The organism is Pseudoalteromonas sp. SR41-1 (assembly GCF_014164015.1).
GTDB classification, from domain to species: Bacteria; Pseudomonadota; Gammaproteobacteria; order Enterobacterales; family Alteromonadaceae; genus Pseudoalteromonas; species Pseudoalteromonas distincta.
On the sequence record NZ_JACJEK010000014.1, the window covers coordinates 124,631 to 144,810 of the forward strand.

Below are 20,180 nucleotides of genomic sequence, written 5' to 3' on the forward strand. Positions count from 1 at the left end.
CACTCGGTAGAAATAATCCTTTTTCATTAATTTTTCGAATTATCGTCTTTTTTCGCTCTCATCCACCGCATTTACTTGAAGAATATAATTAACAAACTAGATTATATGTAATATTCATTTAATAAAGTGAATATATTGTATCAATATGTGCTGGTTCTTTATGAGTGTCTATAGGTTATTGAATAATAGAGATGCTGATAAAGAAGTAGCTCATAGAATAAAGATAAATACTTCTATAAAACGTATAAATATGTAGCATAACTATATAGCTTAATGGTATTTTTAATGTTCTAGTAACAAAAGTTATGATTGTGTACTTTTTTGATGCTTTTTGAATATAAAAGCTTACATAAATCACTATCAACTAAACTAATTTCTGATACTCATTCCAGGCTATCAAGGAGAAATAAATGGTAAAGCGTACGATCAAATTTACACCTATTGCAGCTTCAGTTGCACTTACATTAGGCTTAACAGCATGTGGTTCTGATAACGACAGAAATATTCCTGTTACACCTGTAGAATCTTTCACTGCAACGGGCGATGCACAATTTAACATTGAAGTAACAGGTAAAGCAGTTAAAGGTTCAATGAAAAGTGCAGTAGTAACTGTAATGACTTTAGATGCATCTGGTCAAAGCGTTCCTGTTGCATTTCGCTCAGCTGCTTCAGCAGAGGCTGAGTCTTTTTCTGAAGAAGCACTATCACAAGATGCTGCAGATGCAGCGGTAGAAGCAAGTAAAATTGCCGCTAACCCTGAAGTGCTAACTGATGAAAACGGTCGTTACAGCATCTACCTAGATGATGATTTTACTGGACCTGTTTACATTACTGTTAAAACGTCTGAAGAAGGCGATGATAGCTTTTTACGTTGTGATGCTTACGTAGGTTGTGGCACTTACGATGAAGCGCCAGAAGTTGACGACGAAAATGATGGCGATACTGATATTGAGTTTGGCGAATGGTACAAAACTGACCTAGAGCTTTCTGTTGTTAAGTTTATTCCAGCTGTTGAAGCAGATACATCTGGAGCGAGCGGTGCAGCTGGCGACGATAATGTTATAGGTTCTTATAAAGCTAATGTTACTTTTTTAACATCGTTAGTGGCAGGTCTTCTTCTTGACTCAGGTTCAAGTGTAGATGAAGACGCTATTGCTACAGCTAGCTTAAACACTGTTGTACAAGTAATGGGTCAAGACGCAGCACTTTTACTTTCTGCTATTATTGGCGATTTATCTAACGGCGGCGCTGTAGATTTAAGCAATGTTGATGGCGAAGAAGAACTTACTGACGGTATTTTAGCAATTGCACAGCTTTCATCTTCAATTCAAGGTTTACCTTCAATTGGTGATGTAATGAGCAGCATTAAAGCTGGTATTAAATCAGGCCAGTTTAAAGGTAATACTGACGCTGGCATTGCTGCAATAGCTACAATGTTACAAACAGCAATTACAAATACTGCAAACATTTTTGTTGCTGTAGCAACGGGTGATGAAACTGCAATTGAAAACGCTTTAAAAGCGGCATTCTCTATTAACAACCCTAATGCAACACAAGCACAAATTGATGCGTTTGCCGCTAATTCAGTAGGTATTGCTAAAAAAGCAAAAGCAGCTAAAGACAAAGCTGTTAAAAATGGTGCAGCAACTGATGCCGGCCTTGCAGCCGCTGCAGTAAAAGTTAAAAAAGCACTAGAAGTAATTGGTTGTACTGGTGCAGAGTGTACAGTTGGAGATGATTTTTATACAGCTCTAGCAGCTGCTTTAACAGTAGAAGTTACAGCTTCACAGACTGCACTTACTGCATTAGAAATGGATATTGAAACAGCTCAAAGTTCACTTGCGGATGTTCAAGTAATGGGTGGCGATGCTCTTACAGCTGATAACGCAGCTGCATTTGTAAGCGCTGTAACATTACTGAAAAATGAAGCTGCTACTGCTGGTTTAACAGCTAAAGCGGGTTCTATTTTTGTTAAATCACAAGGTTATGTAACGGCTGCAAAAGCGTTAGTTACTCAAAGCTCTGATTACCAACAGATTCTTGATTCTGCAACGTCTTTACAAACAGATGCAGGTGTTGCTGTAACTGACACCGTTGCATACGACGCTGCATTAGCTGCACTAGTAGCGGAAGCAGAAGCAGCGATTGAAACGTTTGATATTGCTCTTGCTGCTGCAAAACTAGTTGCTGAAGACACTGCAGACGTTGCTGATGAGAAAAAATCAGCAGCAGACACAGCTGAAGCAGCTTCTACAAGCGCACTTGCTAACGCAGAAGGTGCAATGGTAGATACAGCCGCAAACGCAACTGAAGCTCTTGAGCTTGCTATGACTGCTGTTACTGCTGCGTCTGATTTTGCTGCTGCTGTTGATGCACTTGAAATTGCTATTGAGCAAGCACTTGTTGCTGCTAATGCTTACCTAGACCTTGAAGGCGAAGGCGCACAAGCAATGATTGATGCGCTTACAGCTATGCAAACAGCTGCTGTAGCTCAAGGTGACCTAGCTAGCGAGCAATTTGTAACAGCTTATAACCTACAACTTGTTGCTGAAGCGGCGGTTGCTAAACTTGAAGTACTAACTTCTGTTAAAGCTACATCAGAGTCATTATCGACTATGACTGTGCTTACTAACACTGGCGGTCAAGCGGTTATCGATGCAGCAGATGTTCTTGCTGACGTAATTGATGAATTAGCTGAAATGGGCAACTCAGGTGAAGGTACTTCTACTCGTCAACCTGATTGGTCATATAACTATGACTTAGATGCGCTAGTTTTAGAATTAGAGAACGAAACTACCGGTGAAATGATCAGTGCTTCAGCTTCTTACCAAGGCGAGCAATTAGTTGTTGCTTGGGGCGCTACATTAATGGGTGAAAATGACGCAACTGTGTCACTTGTTACGGGTGAAAGTCGTACTGCAGCTCTAGAAGAGTGTGAACTATTTGCTGACGGTACGATTATTGATCCTACGCAAATTGATTCATGTTTAATATTCACATTTGATGGTGCAGTAAATGCTGACACAATTGATGATGCTGAAATTATCGATACGCAAGCTTGGAACCACGTTGAAATTATGGACGGTGATTCTGGTTTCACTGGTATGCTAAACCTTACTACAACTGAAGAGTCAGATTCTTCAAGTATTACACTTGAAGGTATGTCTGGCGACTTAGACTTTAAAGTAATGGGTATGGTTGACAGTAGTGGTGATGAAGATGAAAGTACATTAGAAGTTATGGTTAAAGGTGACGCAGCAATGGGTTACACATTATCTCTAACTGGTATGGAATCTACAGGTTACACTGGTGATGTTAAAGCTATGTACAATGGCGAAATGATGTCATTTGGTACTGCTTCTAAAGTTACTAACGGTGTATCTATCACTTACATCGATGGTGATGTAGTGCCTTACACTGATGTTGATTTAATTGATTCATCTAAGTAATATTTAAACTATAAAAGGGGAAAGCAGCGCTTTTCCCTTTTTTTATAGAAAGCGATTAAATTATGAAAAAAAAAATTCTCTTGTTAGGATTTTCAACAGCTTTTATTTCTCCTCTTGCTTCCGCAGATAACCAATTTCAAATATTTACTCATTTTGACGCAGAAATTTATACTGAAGCACAACCAGTACAAGCCTTTGTAGATGATTTTGATGCACCATTAAAATCGGGTGACAGTGCATTTACCTATAATATTTTTGAAGTGGGTGTTGGCTACGGTAATTTTAAAGTGGGTTTACAAAGTCGTTATGACTATGTTCTTAACTTTGATCCTGATACAGCTAAATATACTCATACCGAAAAGAATGATTTAGAGTTTGAAGATAGATTTTATACCTATTACCTCGATGCTAAACAAGCAACGTCTAATGGTGTATTCGTATCTTATGATTTTAAATTTTTAGATAAAAATGCATTAACAATAACACCTAAGCTTTCTGTTTTTGCCAGCTCACACTATCAAGATGCCACTGTAAATGGTGAGATTTTTAGTGATGAAGTTGAAGGTGCTGTAACTGTCGATTACAACTTTTCAAAAGATATTTTATTTAAAGAATTTACACCTTCACAAAAGCCTGAAGGGCTAGGCTATAGCCTAGATATTTTTGCCGATTGGCAAGTAAATGATGAGCTTAAAGTTGGTTTTAGCGTAAAAGATTTGCTGTATAAAACAGAGTACGAAGACAGCGGCTCTGTAAAGGGTCAAACGACTGAAATCCCATTTAGCGAAGATGATAACGGCGATATTATTACTCAGCCAACAGTTTCATTAAAAACATCAGCATTTGGAAATACGGTATCTCATGATTTCGAAATGGAAATGCGACTACAAGCATTTGCCGATTACAGAATAAACGACCGATTTTCGACTCAGTTAACTTTAAAACGTTACGATAAAGACACGTTTAGCCAATTAAAAGGCCGTATTCACTTTTGGGATCATTGGCGAGTACAAGCAGGCTACGAAACAAAAAGCGAAGCATTTTTAGTTGGTATAGAAAACGAATATTTTGGTCTTAATTTACAAACTGATAGCCTAGATTTAGATAAAGCCTATTATGCGAATGTGAATTGGTACGTGAACATTAAGTTTTAAGGAATGAAGATGTTAAAACAAATTATACCTTTAGGGGTCGCTATTGCATTGGCAGGTTGTGGTTCTTCATCAGACAGTGACAGTTCAGAATCTGTTGCAGTGAGTGAAATTGCTACATCTTCTTCTGTGAGTTTTTATGTATCTAATTGGCAATCACCACAGGGCACGCTTAATGTTTTAGATAGCGATGGGGTGGTGCAAGAATCAATTGAAGTCGAAAACATCAATACTGCGAGTGTAAGTGTAACTCCACTTACTTTTAATAGTTTTGAGTTTATACCTAGCGATACAGCTCTACCTTGTCCGCGATTTACAGGGTGTGGCAGAACTGTGCGTGGTGATGTAAATGACTTAAACGCAAACCGGTTAATCGACTACCAAGAATTGACAACCGTTACCCTTAATTACAAAGCGGATGCATTTAGTGCACCGGGAGTAAATAAGGTTTATTTATCACCATTGAGCAAAGCAATTACAGAAGAAGGCTTTAGTGCTACACAGGCGAGTTTATCAGCCACGCCTTTTTATCATTTAACGCACAGTAATTTAAATGCAAGTGTTGAAGCAGAAATGGTGACAAATGCCTTCACCTACGCGGCAATTTTAGCTGGTGTTGCTGATAGTTCGTTTAGTGTTGAAAGTGCTTTTAATGCATTTACTAACTTGGAGACTGACCAGCAAGCATGGCAAGATTACAGCGACTTAGCAGCGCAGTATGTTACAGACAACTTATTTAGCGACCAAGGTAATGCTTTGCTGAAAAATGTAGCTGGTCAAGTTAAGCAAACGATTGCAAGTGTAACTACATTTGCAAATTGGCAGGCTCGCTCAGCAGAAGTGCAAAGCTTAGACTCAAGAGAGTTACTTGTTGATACGCGAAATATAATTGGTGTTGCAAGACTTCAAGAAAAAAGCTATTCAGATGAATTAGACGCAAAATTTACTGAGCTTGAAGGTGCGTTTGATGAAGATACACAAAGAACCCTTGAGGCACTTAGTAATGCTTTAAACGAAGTTATCACAAATTATTCACCACTAGCTGATGGCTCTACACCATCAGGGCAATATAAGCTTCGTGATTTAGATATTGATTACAACCAATCACCTTATACTTGGGCTATTACTGGCACATATGATGAGTTACCTATAACCATTGATTTATCAATTCCAACTTTCAGAGTAAGTGGTGTATTAGGTAATAAAATCGAAGGTGTAATGAGCGCAACGGTCACAAATGGTACTACGGTATTAAGTGTGGATGTAAGTGAGTTGCTGATTGAGTTTGATGGCATAGATGCTCAAAGTGAATTAAACCCAGAAGCCGACACGGGTATTACACAGGTAACCACCAACGTAATTATCAATAAAGCCGCGGGTAAACTCGAAGGTGATTTATCAGTAAACTTAAATCGTTTTGTTAATTCACTAGGTGAGGAGTCAACCACGTTATCTACTTTTGATTTTAATGGTGATTACGTAAGCGACATTCAAAACACTGCATTTCATATCACAGCAGTAGAGGCTTCGCCTTTTGTTGGTGAAGATAATGACGATTTAGCATTTACTTTTGAATTAGATTTTCCATTGAGTGGTGCAAGCGATTTTAAATTTGCGTACGTAGGCGATGTGGAAAACTTATCAGAACTTACTTCTACAGATATATTTGTTAGCATTCAAAATCGCGCGTTAGATTTACGTATTCGTGATGTTAGTGGCAACATTAATCTAATAGCGAAAGGCGAAAATGGACGTTGGTTAGATGTAAAGCAAAAGGGCCGTAATTACAGTGGCGGTTTATATTTTGGTGATACTAAACTAGCTGATGTTACTGCGGTACGTGGTATTCCTGGTGTTTTATTTCCAAATGGTGAGTTTGAGTCGTTATTTTAACCATTAGATTAAATAATTAAAAACTCAGCATATGCCTTACAGCTCAGCGCTTTTTGCGATGAGTGAAGTGTTTTTATAACTATTCGAAATCCGATATTAGTTTCTGATATCGGATTTTTTAATGTTTGTTATATTAGTTAAATGCGCCTGAATCGAGGTAGCTGCCAATCCCTAGTGTAAACATCCATAGCCCCCATAGGCTGTGTTCAATAACACACACGACCGTTGAGCGGCTTTGTGCGTAGGTATACGCAAACAGTAAACCGCCCAAAAAGGCTAAGGCTACTGCAATCCAATTTGCATACACTATATGCGCCAACGCAAATACACTCGCACTGACTACAATACGCACTGCTTTTTTTGGCATGATGCGTTTATAACGATGAAAAAAATACGTTCGGAATATTAATTCTTGAGGAATAACCGACAGTATTGGATACAGCACCAGCAGTAAAAGCCAATCATTAAACGAGTTACGGGGAAGGGTAAACCAGTTGCCTTGATGAATAATCCCGTAAAACATGCCTGAGAACAGCGCACCTAAAAAAAAGAAGCTAAACACACGCCTTTTAACAGCAGAAAATTGCCCAAGGCTTGTGAGTCTAAACCGTTTAAAATGGGGATCGCCTAGTAGCAACATACAACACACACTCATAAGTATAATAAGCGCAGGGATAAGCCAATTAGCTAAATGCTCGCGTAATCCAAAACCCAACAAGGGCAGCAATATAAAAATGAGGGTAAATTCAAACCAGCGGTATTGATTAGCGTTCAAGGTCGTCTCAACTTGCTTTTTTTAATAAGCTAACAAGCTAAGACGACACTTTTATGACGAGGGGGCTTACTTTGCTGGTTCTTCTTCACTAGGGAGATATTTGTACAAGGCAATAATGGTGGCAAAAATGCTTACAAAAGTAATACCCATTAAACCAAACACTTTAAAGTTAACCCAAAAGTCGAGCGAAAAATTATATGCAATATAAATGTTTAGTGCTGCGATGCCAGCAGTAATTACAACCCACATTAAATTAAGCTTATCCCATAACGGTTCTGGGACAACAATGGCTTGCTTTGTATCATTAGCGTTTTCGAGGATTGAGCTAAGCGCTTTTTTAACGAGATTTTTATTAAGTACATAACGGCTAACAAGTAACGTTAAACTTAAACCTGCATATATCAGTGTTGCTTTCCATTTAATGTATTGCTCATCATGAAGTACCAGCGTTAGCGTACCAAACACGGCAGCAATGCCAAAAAATATCCAATGACGAGTAGGTACATTGCCATGTTTAAAGTAGCTATAAGCAACCTGAATAAGCGTAGTGGCCATCAATAAACCGGTAGCCCAATAAATATCGACGAGTTTAAACACTGCAAAAAACAGTATGAGTGGAATGTATTCAATTAATGCGTGCATATACTACCTAAATTATACAAAAAAGAGTCAAAGGCTTTTTACCACATAAAGCTTAGCAACTACAAGGTTGACTTGTTGCCCTGTAACCCTTAGCCTGCGTGGCTTTATTACCAATTTGGTTTGGTATTTTTCATATCATCATATTCCCACGCTTAACCAACACTGATTTGGCGTGTATTTAGGAGCCTAAAATGAATAAAGCTGAACTCGTTGCTGCCATTGCACACAAAAGTGAATTAACAAAAAAAGATTCTCAAGCGGCACTTTCAAGCTTGCAAAAAGTCATTACTAAATCGCTTTCTGAGGGCGATCAAGTTCAAATTAATGGCTTTGGTACCTTTGCGCTAAGTTATTACCCAGCGCGTACTGGGCGTAACCCACAAACAGGGGCTGCAATTGAAATAGAAGGCGCAAATAAAGCGGTTTTTAAACCAGCTAAGGCGTTAAAAGATCTGCTTTAAATAGCATTACTTAGCTTGGTCGTTGACTGAGCTTTGCTAGGAGTTATTAAACATAAAATTATGGGCTTTGCCCATCAAGCCAACAAGTTGTGCGTCTACAAAATAAACATAATGCCGAGCGTTAGTTGTAGGCGTTGAGCTTGCTCACGCGAGAAGCGAAGCTTCTGTATTTAAATCACCAAGTAGCAAAGCTATGTCTGATCTATGTAGTTTTTTCATCCCTTCTAAATGATTTACATGGCATTATAAATCCTACTTAAATTAACTCCTTTATTTTCAATTGCTTGTTATCGGCACGCATCGTGCTTTTTTGATTGTGTATTTTAAATATACCTTTTAAGAAAATAAGGAGATCTCAATGAGTACATTACAAACAAGCACACGTTTACAAGGCAAAAAAATCGCAATTTTAGCCACTGATGGATTTGAGCAAAGTGAGCTTTTATCTCCACGCAGCGCATTACTTGATGCTGGTGCAAACATCGAAATAGTATCAATTAAAGAAGGCCAAATTACTGGCTGGGATGAAGACAAGTGGGGCGATAAAGTAACAGTAGATAAACTAGTTACAAACGCGGATCCTGCTGATTACGACGCGCTTATGCTTCCTGGTGGTTTATTTAATCCAGACAGTTTACGCCAAGATAAAGATGCTAAAGCATTTATTGATGGCTTTTTTGGCGCAGAAAAAAACAAACCTGTTGCTGCTATTTGCCACGCACCGTGGTTATTAGCTGAAATTAATAAATTGCGCGACCGCACTATTACTTCTTTTCCTAGTATTAAAAGCGATTTAATTAATGCAGGTGCTAATTGGGTTGACCAAGAAGTATGTGTAGACCAAGGTTTGGTAACAAGCCGAAGCCCAGCTGATTTAGAAGCATTTAATGCTAAATTTATTGAAGAGATTTTAGAGGGTAAACACCAAGCTCACTAATTTGCTTTTAAAAAACAAAAAAGGGCATTTAATTGCCCTTTTTTAATGCGTAAATTTACACTTTTTATAATGCGGTTGCGGCTTTCATTTCACTAACAAATGCTTTTAACTGCGTTGTCATTGCGTCTAAATCGTTAAGGTTAGCTTCAATAATTTTAACTACAGCAGAGCCTGAAATAGCACCTGCTGCGCCTGCATTAAGAGCCGCTTTTACATCATCTGGCGTTGAAATACCAAATCCTAAAAGAGCAGGAGCTGCATGGTATTCTTTTAATTTAGTAACAATATTACCCGCTGGCATTTGTGCTTTAGTATCGGTACCGGTAACACCAGCGCGCGATAGTAAATACGTATAACCACGACCGTAAGAGGCGCATTGGCGAAGTGTGTCGTCATCCGCATTAGGTGTGGCAATAAAAATTGGGTCTACACCGTTATCCATTGCCGACTTTCTAAATATTTTAGATTCATGCAGAGGCACGTCAGCCACTAAAATAGAGTCTACACCTACCGCTTTTGCATCTTTATAAAATGCTTCTATGCCGCGCTTAAAAACAAGGTTTGAGTAAAGCAATAATCCAATTGGAATATCGGCGTTATACTCGCGTATCTCTTTAATAACATCAAAGCAATCTTGCGTGTTAATGTGCACATCAAGTGCGCGAATATTGGCTTTTTGAATTACAGGACCATCCGCAATCGGATCAGAAAACGGAATACCAAGCTCAAGTGCATCAGCGCCGCCGTCAATTAGGCTTTTTATAATCGCAACACTTTGCTCTTTACCTGGGTCGCCAATTGTTACAAATGGTACAAACGCACCTTGTTTTTTCTCGTTAAGCGCTGCAAACATTTTGCCGTAACGATCCGTTTTTACTTGGCTCATAGCTGACCTCTTTCAGATAGTACATTGTGAACGTGTGCTAAATCTTTATCGCCACGACCACTTAAATTAATAACTAAAACGCTTTCCTCGGTTTGCTCTTCTGCATACTTAAGTGCATAAGCAAGCGCATGGCTTGATTCAAGCGCCGGAATGATCCCTTCGTTTTTAGCAAGTGATTGAAACGCATCAAGCGCTTCTGTATCTGTGATACCCACGTATTGCGCTCGACCGGTTTCGTGTAAAAATGCGTGCTGAGGACCAACCGCAGGGTAATCAAGACCCGCTGATACAGAGTAAGACTCTTCAATTTGGCCATCGTCGTTTTGCATAATGTACGTGTAAGTACCGTGTAATATACCTTTAGTGCCTTTACAAATTGTTGCACCGTGCTCATTTGTATCAAGCCCTTTCCCAGCAGGCTCAACACCAATTAATTTAACGCCTGGCTCGTCAATAAAGTCGGTGAACATACCAATTGCGTTTGAACCACCACCAACACAGGCAATAACAGCGTCAGGTAAACGACCTTCGGCTTTAAGTACTTGTTGTTTAGCTTCTTCACCAATAACTTTTTGATACTCACGTACAATTGTTGGGAATGGGTGAGGACCCGCAGCTGTGCCTAGTAGGTAGTGCGCGTCTTGATAATTAGCTGACCAGTCACGCAGGGCTTCATTTACTGCATCTTTTAATGTGCCAGAACCCGCTGTTACTGGAATAACCTCTGCGCCCATTAACTTCATTCTAAATACGTTTGGTTGCTGACGTTCAACGTCTTTTGCGCCCATATAAATTCGACATTTTAAACCCAGTAATGCACATGCAAGCGCGGTTGCAACGCCGTGTTGGCCTGCGCCTGTTTCAGCAATTACTTGTTTTTTACCCATGCGCTTAGTAAGTAACGCTTGGCCAAGTACTTGGTTGGTTTTATGTGCGCCGCCGTGTAATAAGTCTTCACGCTTTAGATACAGTTTTACTTTTGGGTTTTTAACTAAATTGCGCGTTAAAGTAAGTGGAGTAGGACGACCCGCATACTCGTTTAATAATTTACTTAGCTCAGCCTGAAACTCAGGATCTTTTTGTGCTTTGTTAAATTCGTTTTCTAACTGCTTAAGCGCAGGGACAAGTAACTCGGGTACAAACATACCGCCAAACTCGCCAAAATAAGCTGGATTTTGCATTTTAACCTCAATAATTTCTGATGCTTGTAAAAGCATTATATAATTTGTTAGGGCACTTTTTACCCGCAGATTCTTCAACGCCTGAGTTTAAATCAAGGCCTAAGGCACCTTTTAAAAGCGCATCTTTAATATTGTCTGGATTTAAGCCTCCAGCGAGCATAAACGGAGTGGTTGCATCATGAAGCACCGACCAATCAAATGCTTTACCAGTACCGCCAGCTTGTGTATCGCTGTGTGTATCGTAAAGATGTCGGTCAACGCCATTTACAGGCGTTGGCAATGCATCTTTTATTGCTTGGGCTTTCCAAATCTCGCAGCCGGTAGGTAACTGTGTACGCAACTGAGCGATGTAATCGTCACTTTCTTGACCATGTAATTGAACTGCCGCCAATTTTAGCACACTTGCGTATTGAGCAACTTGATCAATTGGGGCATCTACAAACACACCCACAAAATTAAGCGGGGCACTTTGGCTAAGCTCTTTTGCGCAATCTAAATCAACATAGCGTGGCGATTTAGGATGAAAAATCAAACCACCGTAAATAGCACCGTTTTGATATGCCGCTTGTGCATCTTTGGTACGCGTTAAACCACATACTTTATTGTCACCTAAAATAACACGGCGACATGCTTGCTCTAAATCACGCTCGCCCATAAGTGAGCTGCCAATTAAAAAACCATCGCATAATGGAGCTAAACGTTTTACGTCTTGATGGGTGTAAATACCCGATTCCGAAATAACCACTTTATCAGCCGGAATAAGTTTGCGTAGTTTTTCGGTAGTGGCTAAATCGGTGCTTAAATCGCGTAAATCACGGTTGTTAATACCAATAATTTGTGCATCAAGCGCAAGTGCACGGTGTACTTCTTCTTCATTACTTACTTCGGTTAATACCGACATATTCAGAGAATCGGCAACAGCGTGCAGTGCCTTATAGCTCTCGTCATCGAGTACTGAAAGCATTAATAATATAGCGTCACCGCCATAAATACGCGCCATATATACTTGGTACTCATCTATAAAGAAATCTTTACAGATAAGCGGTTGTTCTACTTGGCTGCGCACAAATTCGAGGTAATCAAAACTGCCTTGAAAATATTTAGCATCAGTTAACACGCTCATGCAGGTAGCGTATTTTTTATAAACCGATGTGATTTCGGTTAAATCAAATGGCTCTCTAATTAGCCCTTTTGAAGGCGATGCTTTTTTACATTCTAAAATAAACTGTGTGCCTGGGGCGGCTAATGCTTTGTAAAAGCTACGGCTTGTAGGCACTGCAAGGTGCTTAAAGCTTTCAAGCGGGCGTGCGGCTTTACGCTCAATTAGTTCTAATTTTTTATCAGCAACAATTTTGTCTAATACATTAGCCATTACTTACCTCAATAATTGCATTTAGTGTGTTCATGGCTTGCCCTGAACTTAATAATGTTTGTACTTGCTTTGCCCCTTCTTTTAACGTTTCTGCTTTACCTGTTAGGTATAACAGGGCAGCTACGTTAACCACAATGGCAGCATTATGTGCATCTGTGCCTTTGCCTTGTAAGATGGCAAGGCTAGCATTTGCGTTGTATTGTGGGCCTTCACCAGCGAGTTGTTCAAGTGAATAGTTTGCAAGGTCAAAGTCGCTTGGGTTTAGCGTGTACTGTGTAAGCTCGCCATTATTCAGCTCAACTACCGCTGTTGGACCGTGTAGAGCTATTTCGTCAGTGCCCGAGCCGTGAACAATCATAGCGCGCTTTGTGCCAAGGGTTTTAAGTGTTTGTGCCATTGGCATACATAACGCTTCATTGTACACACCTAACAATTGCACATCAGGTGCTGCTGGGTTAGCAAGCGGGCCTAAAATATTAAAAATAGTGCGTGTTTTAAGCGCTGTACGCACGCCCATCGCATGGCGTACGCCACTGTGATAGTGCGGTGCAAACAAAAAGGTAAAATTGGTTTGCTCAAGGCATTTTGCTGCCTGCTCTGGGCTCATATCTATATTAATGCCCAGCGCTTTTAGTAAGTCGGCAGAGCCTGAATTACTCGATACACTGCGATTACCATGTTTTACCATGTTAATGTCGGCAGCAGCGGCAACTATGGCTGCTGTTGTGCTTATATTTATTGTGTTTGAACCATCGCCGCCAGTGCCACAGCTATCGGCAAGTTGTGTACTGCTGGTAGTAAAAGCAACAGCGTTTTCGCGCATTGAGGCTGCAGCACCTGCTATTTCATCGCTTACTTCGCCTTTAATTTTAAGGCTTATTAGTAGGGCGGTTAGCTCAATCTCGCTCATGTTACCTTGCATTATTTCATCAAACAGTGCTTTGGCGTCTGCGTAGCTTAATGATTGCCCTGTAATTAGTTGTTCAATAGCGTGTTGAACATTTATGGGTTGTTCTGGTTGTGTACTCATAATGTCCTCTATTATTTGGCACGTGTTAAGTAAGCGACACTTTGCTGAAGTAGCATTGCGCCGTTTGGCGTCAGTATTGATTCTGGATGAAATTGATAACCCAATGCATTGTCATCATGATGATAAATAGCCATAGGGATATCTTCATACTGGGCAATAACCTTTATATTACCAGGCACTTTTGTTGCCATTAATGAATGGTAACGTGCTACAGGCATTGTATTGCCCATACCATCAAATACAGGATGTTCGCCTAAATTAATAATTGAAGACTTACCATGTACGGTTTCACCCGCGTGACCGATTACTCCGCCATAGCTTTGTGTTAACGCTTGTTGGCCTAAACAAATGCCTAGCATTGGGAAGTGGCCTTTAGAGAGCTCAATAAGCTCCATTAAACAGCCTGCATCGCTTGGTGTGCCAGGACCTGGGGAAAGTACTAATAGTACTTGTCCTTGCTCTTGGCGCATTTTATTAAAAATAACCTCAGCGCTAATGTTGTTTCTGTATACAACAAGTTCGCAGCCAAGCATCGTAAGCTCATCAACTAAGTTATATGTAAATGAGTCAAAGTTATCTAAAAAATAGATTTTAATAGGATTCGTTTTACTCATTTTATACCGCCTTATACGTAGATTTTATGGCGGCGATAACCGCTTGTGCTTTAGCGCGAGTTTCGTTTGCTTCTGAAATAGGATCTGAGTCAAACACTACACCTGCACCTGCTTGCACGTAGGCTATGTTATTTTTAACAAAAGCAGAGCGAATAACAATACAACTATCCATTGCGCCATCACCGGTTAAGTAACCTACAGCGCCGCCATAACTGCCACGGCGTTTCCCTTCTGTTTGACGAACAAGCTCAGCAGCGCGTACTTTTGGTGCACCAACAAGGGTGCCCATGTTCATACACGCTTGGTAAGCGTGCAGTGCATCAAGTTCTGGTTTTAATGTGCCAACAACGCGTGAAACTAAATGCATTACCTGTGAATAGCGGTCTACTTTTAATAACTCTTTGGCAAAACGAGTTCCTGCAACACTAATGCGGGCTACGTCGTTACGCGCTAAATCAACAAGCATTAAATGCTCGGCGCGCTCTTTTTGATCGTTTCTTAGTTCCAGCTCAATGCGGCTGTCTAGGTCTGGGTTTATTTGCCCGTTAGCAAATTTGCCGCGCGCTCGAGTACCAGCAATTGGGTAAACTTCTACTTGCTGATTACTTACGTCGTACTTAAGGGCCGACTCAGGAGACGCGCCAAATAATGCAAAGTCTTCATCGCGCATATAAAACATGTAAGGGCTTGGGTTTTGCTTTTTAAGCTGACTATACGCATGTAAAGAATCAGGGCAAGGTAGTGAAAATGTACGCGACGGCACTACCTGAAAAATATCACCATCTACAATGTTCTTTTTAAGCTTAACAACTTGCTCGCAATACGTTTCGTCGCTTATATCAACGCTTACTTCACATTCGCCACTTTGCATATCCGCACTAAATTCTGCTGCGTTATCGCACAGCGTATTTAACCGCTCAAGCTCTTTACCTACTTCAAAACAGTTAGCGTGTACGTCTGGGCCGTTAAATACATTACCAATGAGTTCGGTTGTTTGCTTTTGATGATCAATAACAACTAACGTTTCAGCTAAATAAAATACGTAATCTGGGCAGGTGTTTTCGCCATCAGGTACATCACTTAATTGCTCAAAGTTTGCCACCATGTCGTAGGCAAACACACCGCCTAAAAATACCGAAAACGGATTTTCGGTAGTGCTTTGAATACTGTTAATACAGGTACGAAGAGCGCTGAAAGCGTTATCGGCAACAAGCTTACTTGCTTCGTCTATATCGCTGCTGGTGTCTTGGTAGTTAAGTGTAAGCGTTGTGTCGTTTAATTGTGAATCACAGCTCTTAACATTTGCTTGTAAGTAGCTTAATAATTGCTTGCCGTTATTAGATTGTGCGCGAACAGTTACCGTTTTACCCTTACATACAATGCGCAGGGCGCTATCAACTAAAATTAAGCTTTTTACACTGTCTTTAGAATCAATCTCAGCCGATTCAAGCAGTAGTGAGTTAGGCTTATCAAGTGCCGCGTATAATGCAAGAGGGCTACTAATATAGTCGCGTACTTGCGTAATGCTGGTTACTTCGCCTGGTGTGGTAGTTATATGACTAAAAATCAAACCTCATTCCCTCAAAAAATTAAACCCCGCAGTGCTTTTGCAATGCGGGGTTTGAATAACGATATCTAAATTACAAACAGATCATTACCGTCCCGCTATATCAGGCGCCACCACCAACGATGTGTAAGAGTAAGACCGTTATTCATGTTTTTCTGCCTCAAAATTTATTAAATATTGTTAACGTATATGTTTCGTAAAATTTAGTTATAAAAAAACCCGCATAGTTGCGGGTTTTGAATTTTTGCTAGACACGACAATTCATCACCCGAAAATTACGAGTGCCACCACCAAATAGTGTTTAAGTTTGAATTGATCATTATTGTTAATTCTTAATGTGTCTGAAAGTGGCTACAGTAAAACGTATCTTATGCTTTTGTGTCAAGTGTTTATTTAAAACAATTTAGTCAAAAAAGTTGTTATACTTACATAAATACCAGTAACCCTTAATTTTAAGCAGTTTTCTTTTGATAAAATACGATTTACATAGCCATACTACACATTCAGACGGGCGTTTAACGGTTGAAGAATTATTGCATCGCGCTGTTGATAAAAATATTGATGTGTTTGCTATTACCGATCATGACACTGTGGCGGCTATTAAGCCTGCTCAGCAATTTATTGAAGCAGAAAACTTACCGCTTTCATTAATAACGGGTACCGAAGTGTCTACCAAATGGGAAAGCTTCGAAATTCATATTGTAGGTTTAAATATTGATATTAATAATATTGACCTTACCTCTTTATTATCGGCTCAGCAGCAAAAGCGAGAAGAGCGTGCACTAGAAATTGGCGCACGCCTTGCAAAAAATGGTTTTGATGGCATTTACGAGCAAGCTAAAGAGCTGGCAAAAGACGCGCAAATTACGCGCGCACATTTTGCACGTGCCCTTATTGAGCGCGGTGTAGCTAAAAATTTTCCGGGTGTTTTTAAAAAGTACTTAGGGCGCGGCAAAACAGGCTACGTACCTAGTTGCTGGTGCACCATGCAAACCGCTGTAGAGGCAATACATGCCGCTGGTGGTGTTGCTGTACTTGCTCACCCAAGTAGCTATCAAATGTCAAACAAGTGGCTACGCAAATTATTAGTAGAATTTAAAAGTGTAGGAGGAGACGCAATGGAAGTTGCACAACCTCAACAGGCGCCAAGCGAACGTCAATTTTTAGGTGAACTCAGCCGTGAGTACGAACTACTTTGCTCGCAAGGGTCTGATTTTCATTTTCCGACAAGCTATTTAGAGCTTGGCAAAAATTTATACTTACCGAAAGACTGCCAAGGTGTTTGGCAAGTTTGGGAAGGACAAGAAGGGGCATTAACATGAGTCAATTATTCCATATTCATCCTGATAACCCGCAACCAAGACTGATTAGTCAAGCCGTTGATATTATTAAACAAGGCGGCGTTGTTGTTTACCCAACAGATTCGGGCTATGCCATTGGCTGTAACATTGGTAATAAGCAAGCCAAAGAGCGCATAGAGCGTATTCGTGGTATTGAAAAAAACGATAATTTTACGCTAGTTTGCCGGGATTTATCGGAGTTATCTACTTACGCACGTGTAGATAACCAATTATTTAGACTTATTAAAAATAATACGCCAGGGCCATATACCTTTATTTTTAAAGGAACAAAAGAAGTTCCTAAACGCTTATTAAACGACAAGAAAAAAACCATTGGCATGCGTGTAATTGAGCATCCAATAGCCTGTGCGTTACTTGCCGAACTTGGCGAGCCATTAATGTCGTGTTCTTTAATTTTACCCGGGCAGCAGTTTACTGAATCTGATCCGGATGAAATATTAGAGCGATTAGATAAACACGTTGATTTAATTATTCACGGTGGCCATTTAGCCGAGCAAGCAACCACAGTAATCGACTTGTCGGAAGATGAAGTTAAAATATTGCGTGTTGGTTGTGGTGATACAAGCCCGTTTGAGTAATAACAAGTGAGCGAAAGTACTGCTGATACAAAAAGTAGTGAAAAGCCAGTGCAGCATAAGCTGCCACTGGCTTTTTTGCATGGTAAAGCGGTTGTAGATAAACCAGAAGACTTATATATTCCGCCCGATGCGCTCGAAATAATATTAGAAACCTTTGAAGGCCCGCTCGATTTACTGCTTTATTTAATTAAAAAGCATAAGCTTGATGTGCTCGATCTTTCTATTTTTAGTATTACAGAGCAGTATGTAAGTTACGTTGAAATGATGACCGAGTTTCAACTCGAACTTGCCGGCGAATATTTAGTAATGGCTGCGTTACTTGCACAAATTAAGTCGCGCTTATTACTCCCTGTTCACGAAGAGCTTGAAGAGGAAGAAGACCCTCGCGCTGAGCTTATTAAACGCCTGCAAGAATATGAGTTATTTAAAAAAGCCGCCGAAAACCTCGATGATATCCCCCGTGTTGGGCGTGATATTTTTATAGCGCATGCCGCTATGCCAATAAATGAAGACACAAGTCATAACCTCCCTGATATTGAACTTAAAGACTTAATGCTGGCGTTGAGTGATGTTATGGCGCGAGCAAAAACGTTTGAACATCATCAAATTACTGCTGAAGTACTCTCAACCCGAGAGAGAATGAGCCAAATATTACAACAGCTATCGAAAGCAAATTCAGCAGTGGTATTTAATGCGCTTTTTACGCCTGATGAAGGGCGTAGTGGTGTGGTGGTTAGTTTTATAGCCATGCTTGAGCTCATTAAAGAAGGACTTGTTACTTGTTTGCAAGTAAGCCCAGAGAGCTTAATTTATGTCAGCTTGAGCGAGCAATCCACCCTATAAACTTATCTGTTTAATCCTCAACTTTTAAAAACTGACTTTAATTATCAAAGTTCTGTGCGTATACGCACGTAAAGTGTTTGTAAATGTTATTTTCATTTACGGCTATGCACTATATTGTAACGTCATAGCATTATAGGACGTTACACATGTTTAAAAATACACCTTCATCTTACGGACTTGTCGCCATTATTTTACATTGGCTCATGGCGTTGACTATTTTTGGCCTGTTTGGTTTAGGTTTATATATGGTTGAGCTTACTTATTATGATAGCTGGTATAAAGGCTCGCTCGATTTACATAAAAGCATTGGTATTACACTTGTGGCCGTATTTTTATTTAGAACTTTATGGCGTGCTTTATCTACACAACCTAAACCATTAGGTGAAAGTAAAGGCATGAACCAATTAGCACATACTGCGCATATTGCTATGTATATTATTTTGGCCGTTATAGTTGTTGCAGGGTATTTAATATCAACCGCAGACGGACGTCCAATAGAAGTGTTTACCTTATTTAACGTATCAGCGCTTGATTTTGCATTTGATGACCAAGCCGATATTGCAGGAAAAGTACATTATTATGGCGCGTGCACATTAATCGGGTTTGCAGTATTGCATGCACTAGGGGCGTTAAAACATCACTTTATCGATAAAGATAAAACCTTAATCAGAATGATCAAACCATTAAAGGATGATTAAAATGAAAAAATTATTAGTAAGCACAGCCGTTTCGGCTGCAATGATGTTATCGGCAACAGCCGCTAATGCAGCTGATTATGTAATTGATACGAAAGGCGGGCACGCATCTGTTAACTTTAAAATTAAACACTTAGGTTACAGCTGGTTATATGGTCGTTTTAATACTTTTGACGGCACATTTAGTTACGATGCTAAAAATCCTGATGCATCAAAAATTATGGTAAATATTGACACCACAAGCCTTGATTCTAACCATGCAGAGCGTGATAAGCACCTACATGGTAAAGATTTTTTAAATGTGGATAAATACCCAAAAGCGACATTTAAAAGCACCAGCATTAAATTTGATGAAGATGGTGAAGAGGCCGACGTAACCGGCGAATTTACGCTGCATGGCGTAACTAAAACTATTACCTTTGAAATAGATAAAGTGGGTGAAGGTAAAGATCCGTGGGGTGGATACCGCGTAGGTTTTGAAGGCGAAACCAGCCTTAAACTTACAGATTATGGTATTGATTACAACTTAGGGCCTGCATCTACTCATGTTGATATTATTTTATCAATAGAAGGCGTTCGTAAGTAATACAGTTATTGAATATAAAAACGCCACTTACTGTCTGTCTCTTGATCACAAGTCTGACTCAAGAGATTTTGCTAAATCGTAGCCTTCCAGGATGGCTTGTAACTTAAGCCATCCTTGCCATAACACTTTCACAGATGCACGCCCTGTGCGCTTGGTATC

At 39.9% G+C, this 20,180-nt stretch carries 18 protein-coding genes; 10 read left to right on the top strand and 8 right to left on the bottom strand.

The genetic code is table 11. The annotated features are described in order from the left end of the window. Window positions 1-410 precede the first annotated feature (410 nt). The 3 genes from H5118_RS13620 to H5118_RS13630 all read left to right on the top strand — a co-directional run bounded on the left by H5118_RS13620 (window position 411) and on the right by H5118_RS13630 (window position 6,493). A complete protein-coding gene (locus tag H5118_RS13620; RefSeq protein ID WP_182749122.1) occupies window positions 411-3,449 on the top strand; it encodes a hypothetical protein in 3,039 nt (1,012 codons plus the stop codon). 62 nt (window positions 3,450-3,511) lie between these two features. Continuing rightward, window positions 3,512-4,603 (top strand): hypothetical protein, encoded by a 1,092-nt coding sequence (locus H5118_RS13625; RefSeq protein WP_165742904.1) that lies wholly within the window; start codon window positions 3,512-3,514, stop codon window positions 4,601-4,603. A gap of 9 nt (window positions 4,604-4,612) precedes the next feature. Further along, the gene (locus H5118_RS13630) at window positions 4,613-6,493 is read left to right on the top strand and encodes a hypothetical protein (RefSeq protein ID WP_182749123.1); all 1,881 of its coding nucleotides are present in this window, start codon (window positions 4,613-4,615) and stop codon (window positions 6,491-6,493) included. Window positions 6,494-6,626: 133 nt separating this feature from the next. On the opposite strand, the gene H5118_RS13635 is transcribed toward H5118_RS13630, so the two are convergent. Both H5118_RS13635 and H5118_RS13640 read right to left on the bottom strand, forming a co-directional pair. Then, the gene (locus H5118_RS13635) at window positions 6,627-7,268 is read right to left on the bottom strand and encodes a CPBP family intramembrane glutamic endopeptidase (RefSeq protein ID WP_002961594.1); all 642 of its coding nucleotides are present in this window, start codon (window positions 7,266-7,268) and stop codon (window positions 6,627-6,629) included. A 66-nt stretch (window positions 7,269-7,334) separates the two neighbouring features. Continuing rightward, entirely contained in the window at window positions 7,335-7,910 is a 576-nt protein-coding gene (locus tag H5118_RS13640) for an inner membrane-spanning protein YciB (RefSeq protein WP_182749125.1), read from the bottom strand. A 191-nt stretch (window positions 7,911-8,101) separates the two neighbouring features. On the opposite strand from H5118_RS13640, the gene H5118_RS13645 reads away from it, so the two are divergent. Further along, window positions 8,102-8,371, top strand: a complete 270-nt coding sequence (locus tag H5118_RS13645; protein WP_007375441.1) for an HU family DNA-binding protein — start codon at window positions 8,102-8,104, stop codon at window positions 8,369-8,371. A gap of 358 nt (window positions 8,372-8,729) precedes the next feature. Next, window positions 8,730-9,308 (top strand): type 1 glutamine amidotransferase domain-containing protein, encoded by a 579-nt coding sequence (locus H5118_RS13650; protein WP_024595007.1) that lies wholly within the window; start codon window positions 8,730-8,732, stop codon window positions 9,306-9,308. Window positions 9,309-9,372: 64 nt separating this feature from the next. Here H5118_RS13650 and trpA read toward each other — a convergent pair whose 3' ends face one another. The 6 genes from trpA to H5118_RS13680 are packed head-to-tail and all read right to left on the bottom strand — an operon-like array spanning window position 9,373 to window position 15,961. Beyond that, the gene (trpA, locus tag H5118_RS13655; protein WP_024595006.1) at window positions 9,373-10,194 is read right to left on the bottom strand and encodes a tryptophan synthase subunit alpha; all 822 of its coding nucleotides are present in this window, start codon (window positions 10,192-10,194) and stop codon (window positions 9,373-9,375) included. Next, a complete protein-coding gene (gene trpB, locus H5118_RS13660) occupies window positions 10,191-11,375 on the bottom strand; it encodes a tryptophan synthase subunit beta (RefSeq protein ID WP_002961582.1) in 1,185 nt (394 codons plus the stop codon). Before trpB ends, trpA begins: the two co-directional genes overlap by 4 nt. 7 nt (window positions 11,376-11,382) lie before the next feature. After that, window positions 11,383-12,747, bottom strand: coding sequence for a bifunctional indole-3-glycerol-phosphate synthase TrpC/phosphoribosylanthranilate isomerase TrpF (gene trpCF / locus H5118_RS13665; protein ID WP_182749127.1), 1,365 nt, complete (start codon window positions 12,745-12,747; stop codon window positions 11,383-11,385). Beyond that, entirely contained in the window at window positions 12,740-13,777 is a 1,038-nt protein-coding gene (trpD, locus tag H5118_RS13670; protein WP_182749129.1) for an anthranilate phosphoribosyltransferase, read from the bottom strand. Before trpD ends, trpCF begins: the two co-directional genes overlap by 8 nt. An 11-nt stretch (window positions 13,778-13,788) precedes the next feature. After that, window positions 13,789-14,391, bottom strand: coding sequence for an aminodeoxychorismate/anthranilate synthase component II (locus H5118_RS13675; protein ID WP_024594803.1), 603 nt, complete (start codon window positions 14,389-14,391; stop codon window positions 13,789-13,791). Window position 14,392: 1 nt separating this feature from the next. Further along, window positions 14,393-15,961 (bottom strand): anthranilate synthase component 1, encoded by a 1,569-nt coding sequence (locus tag H5118_RS13680; protein WP_182749131.1) that lies wholly within the window; start codon window positions 15,959-15,961, stop codon window positions 14,393-14,395. Between the two features lie 464 nt (window positions 15,962-16,425). Here H5118_RS13680 and rnm point away from each other — a divergent pair, with 464 nt between their 5' ends. From rnm to H5118_RS13705, 5 genes are all read left to right on the top strand, one after another. After that, a complete protein-coding gene (gene rnm, locus H5118_RS13685; RefSeq protein WP_002961577.1) occupies window positions 16,426-17,280 on the top strand; it encodes an RNase RNM in 855 nt (284 codons plus the stop codon). Beyond that, window positions 17,277-17,897, top strand: coding sequence for an L-threonylcarbamoyladenylate synthase (locus tag H5118_RS13690; RefSeq protein ID WP_002961576.1), 621 nt, complete (start codon window positions 17,277-17,279; stop codon window positions 17,895-17,897). Before rnm ends, H5118_RS13690 begins: the two co-directional genes overlap by 4 nt. 6 nt (window positions 17,898-17,903) lie before the next feature. Then, entirely contained in the window at window positions 17,904-18,740 is an 837-nt protein-coding gene (locus H5118_RS13695) for a ScpA family protein (protein ID WP_182672249.1), read from the top strand. 146 nt (window positions 18,741-18,886) lie between these two features. Then, a complete protein-coding gene (locus tag H5118_RS13700; RefSeq protein ID WP_182733213.1) occupies window positions 18,887-19,438 on the top strand; it encodes a cytochrome b in 552 nt (183 codons plus the stop codon). A gap of 1 nt (window position 19,439) precedes the next feature. Next, the gene (locus tag H5118_RS13705; protein ID WP_039489966.1) at window positions 19,440-20,021 is read left to right on the top strand and encodes a YceI family protein; all 582 of its coding nucleotides are present in this window, start codon (window positions 19,440-19,442) and stop codon (window positions 20,019-20,021) included. The last annotated feature ends 159 nt before the right edge of the window (window positions 20,022-20,180 follow it).

Excerpts from the sequence above, each read along its gene's own strand:
- H5118_RS13620 (WP_182749122.1), top strand. The coding sequence starts at position 411 with ATGGTAAAGCGTACGATCAAATTTACACCTATTGCAGCTTCAGTTGCA.
- H5118_RS13625 (WP_165742904.1), top strand. The coding sequence starts at position 3,512 with ATGAAAAAAAAAATTCTCTTGTTAGGATTTTCAACAGCTTTTATTTCT.
- H5118_RS13630 (WP_182749123.1), top strand. The coding sequence starts at position 4,613 with ATGTTAAAACAAATTATACCTTTAGGGGTCGCTATTGCATTGGCAGGT.
- H5118_RS13640 (WP_182749125.1), bottom strand. The coding sequence starts at position 7,910 with ATGCACGCATTAATTGAATACATTCCACTCATACTGTTTTTTGCAGTG.
- H5118_RS13645 (WP_007375441.1), top strand. The coding sequence starts at position 8,102 with ATGAATAAAGCTGAACTCGTTGCTGCCATTGCACACAAAAGTGAATTA.
- H5118_RS13650 (WP_024595007.1), top strand. The coding sequence starts at position 8,730 with ATGAGTACATTACAAACAAGCACACGTTTACAAGGCAAAAAAATCGCA.
- trpA (WP_024595006.1), bottom strand. The coding sequence starts at position 10,194 with ATGAGCCAAGTAAAAACGGATCGTTACGGCAAAATGTTTGCAGCGCTT.
- trpB (WP_002961582.1), bottom strand. The coding sequence starts at position 11,375 with ATGCAAAATCCAGCTTATTTTGGCGAGTTTGGCGGTATGTTTGTACCC.
- trpCF (WP_182749127.1), bottom strand. The coding sequence starts at position 12,747 with ATGGCTAATGTATTAGACAAAATTGTTGCTGATAAAAAATTAGAACTA.
- trpD (WP_182749129.1), bottom strand. The coding sequence starts at position 13,777 with ATGAGTACACAACCAGAACAACCCATAAATGTTCAACACGCTATTGAA.
- H5118_RS13675 (WP_024594803.1), bottom strand. The coding sequence starts at position 14,391 with ATGAGTAAAACGAATCCTATTAAAATCTATTTTTTAGATAACTTTGAC.
- H5118_RS13690 (WP_002961576.1), top strand. The coding sequence starts at position 17,277 with ATGAGTCAATTATTCCATATTCATCCTGATAACCCGCAACCAAGACTG.
- H5118_RS13700 (WP_182733213.1), top strand. The coding sequence starts at position 18,887 with ATGTTTAAAAATACACCTTCATCTTACGGACTTGTCGCCATTATTTTA.
- H5118_RS13705 (WP_039489966.1), top strand. The coding sequence starts at position 19,440 with ATGAAAAAATTATTAGTAAGCACAGCCGTTTCGGCTGCAATGATGTTA.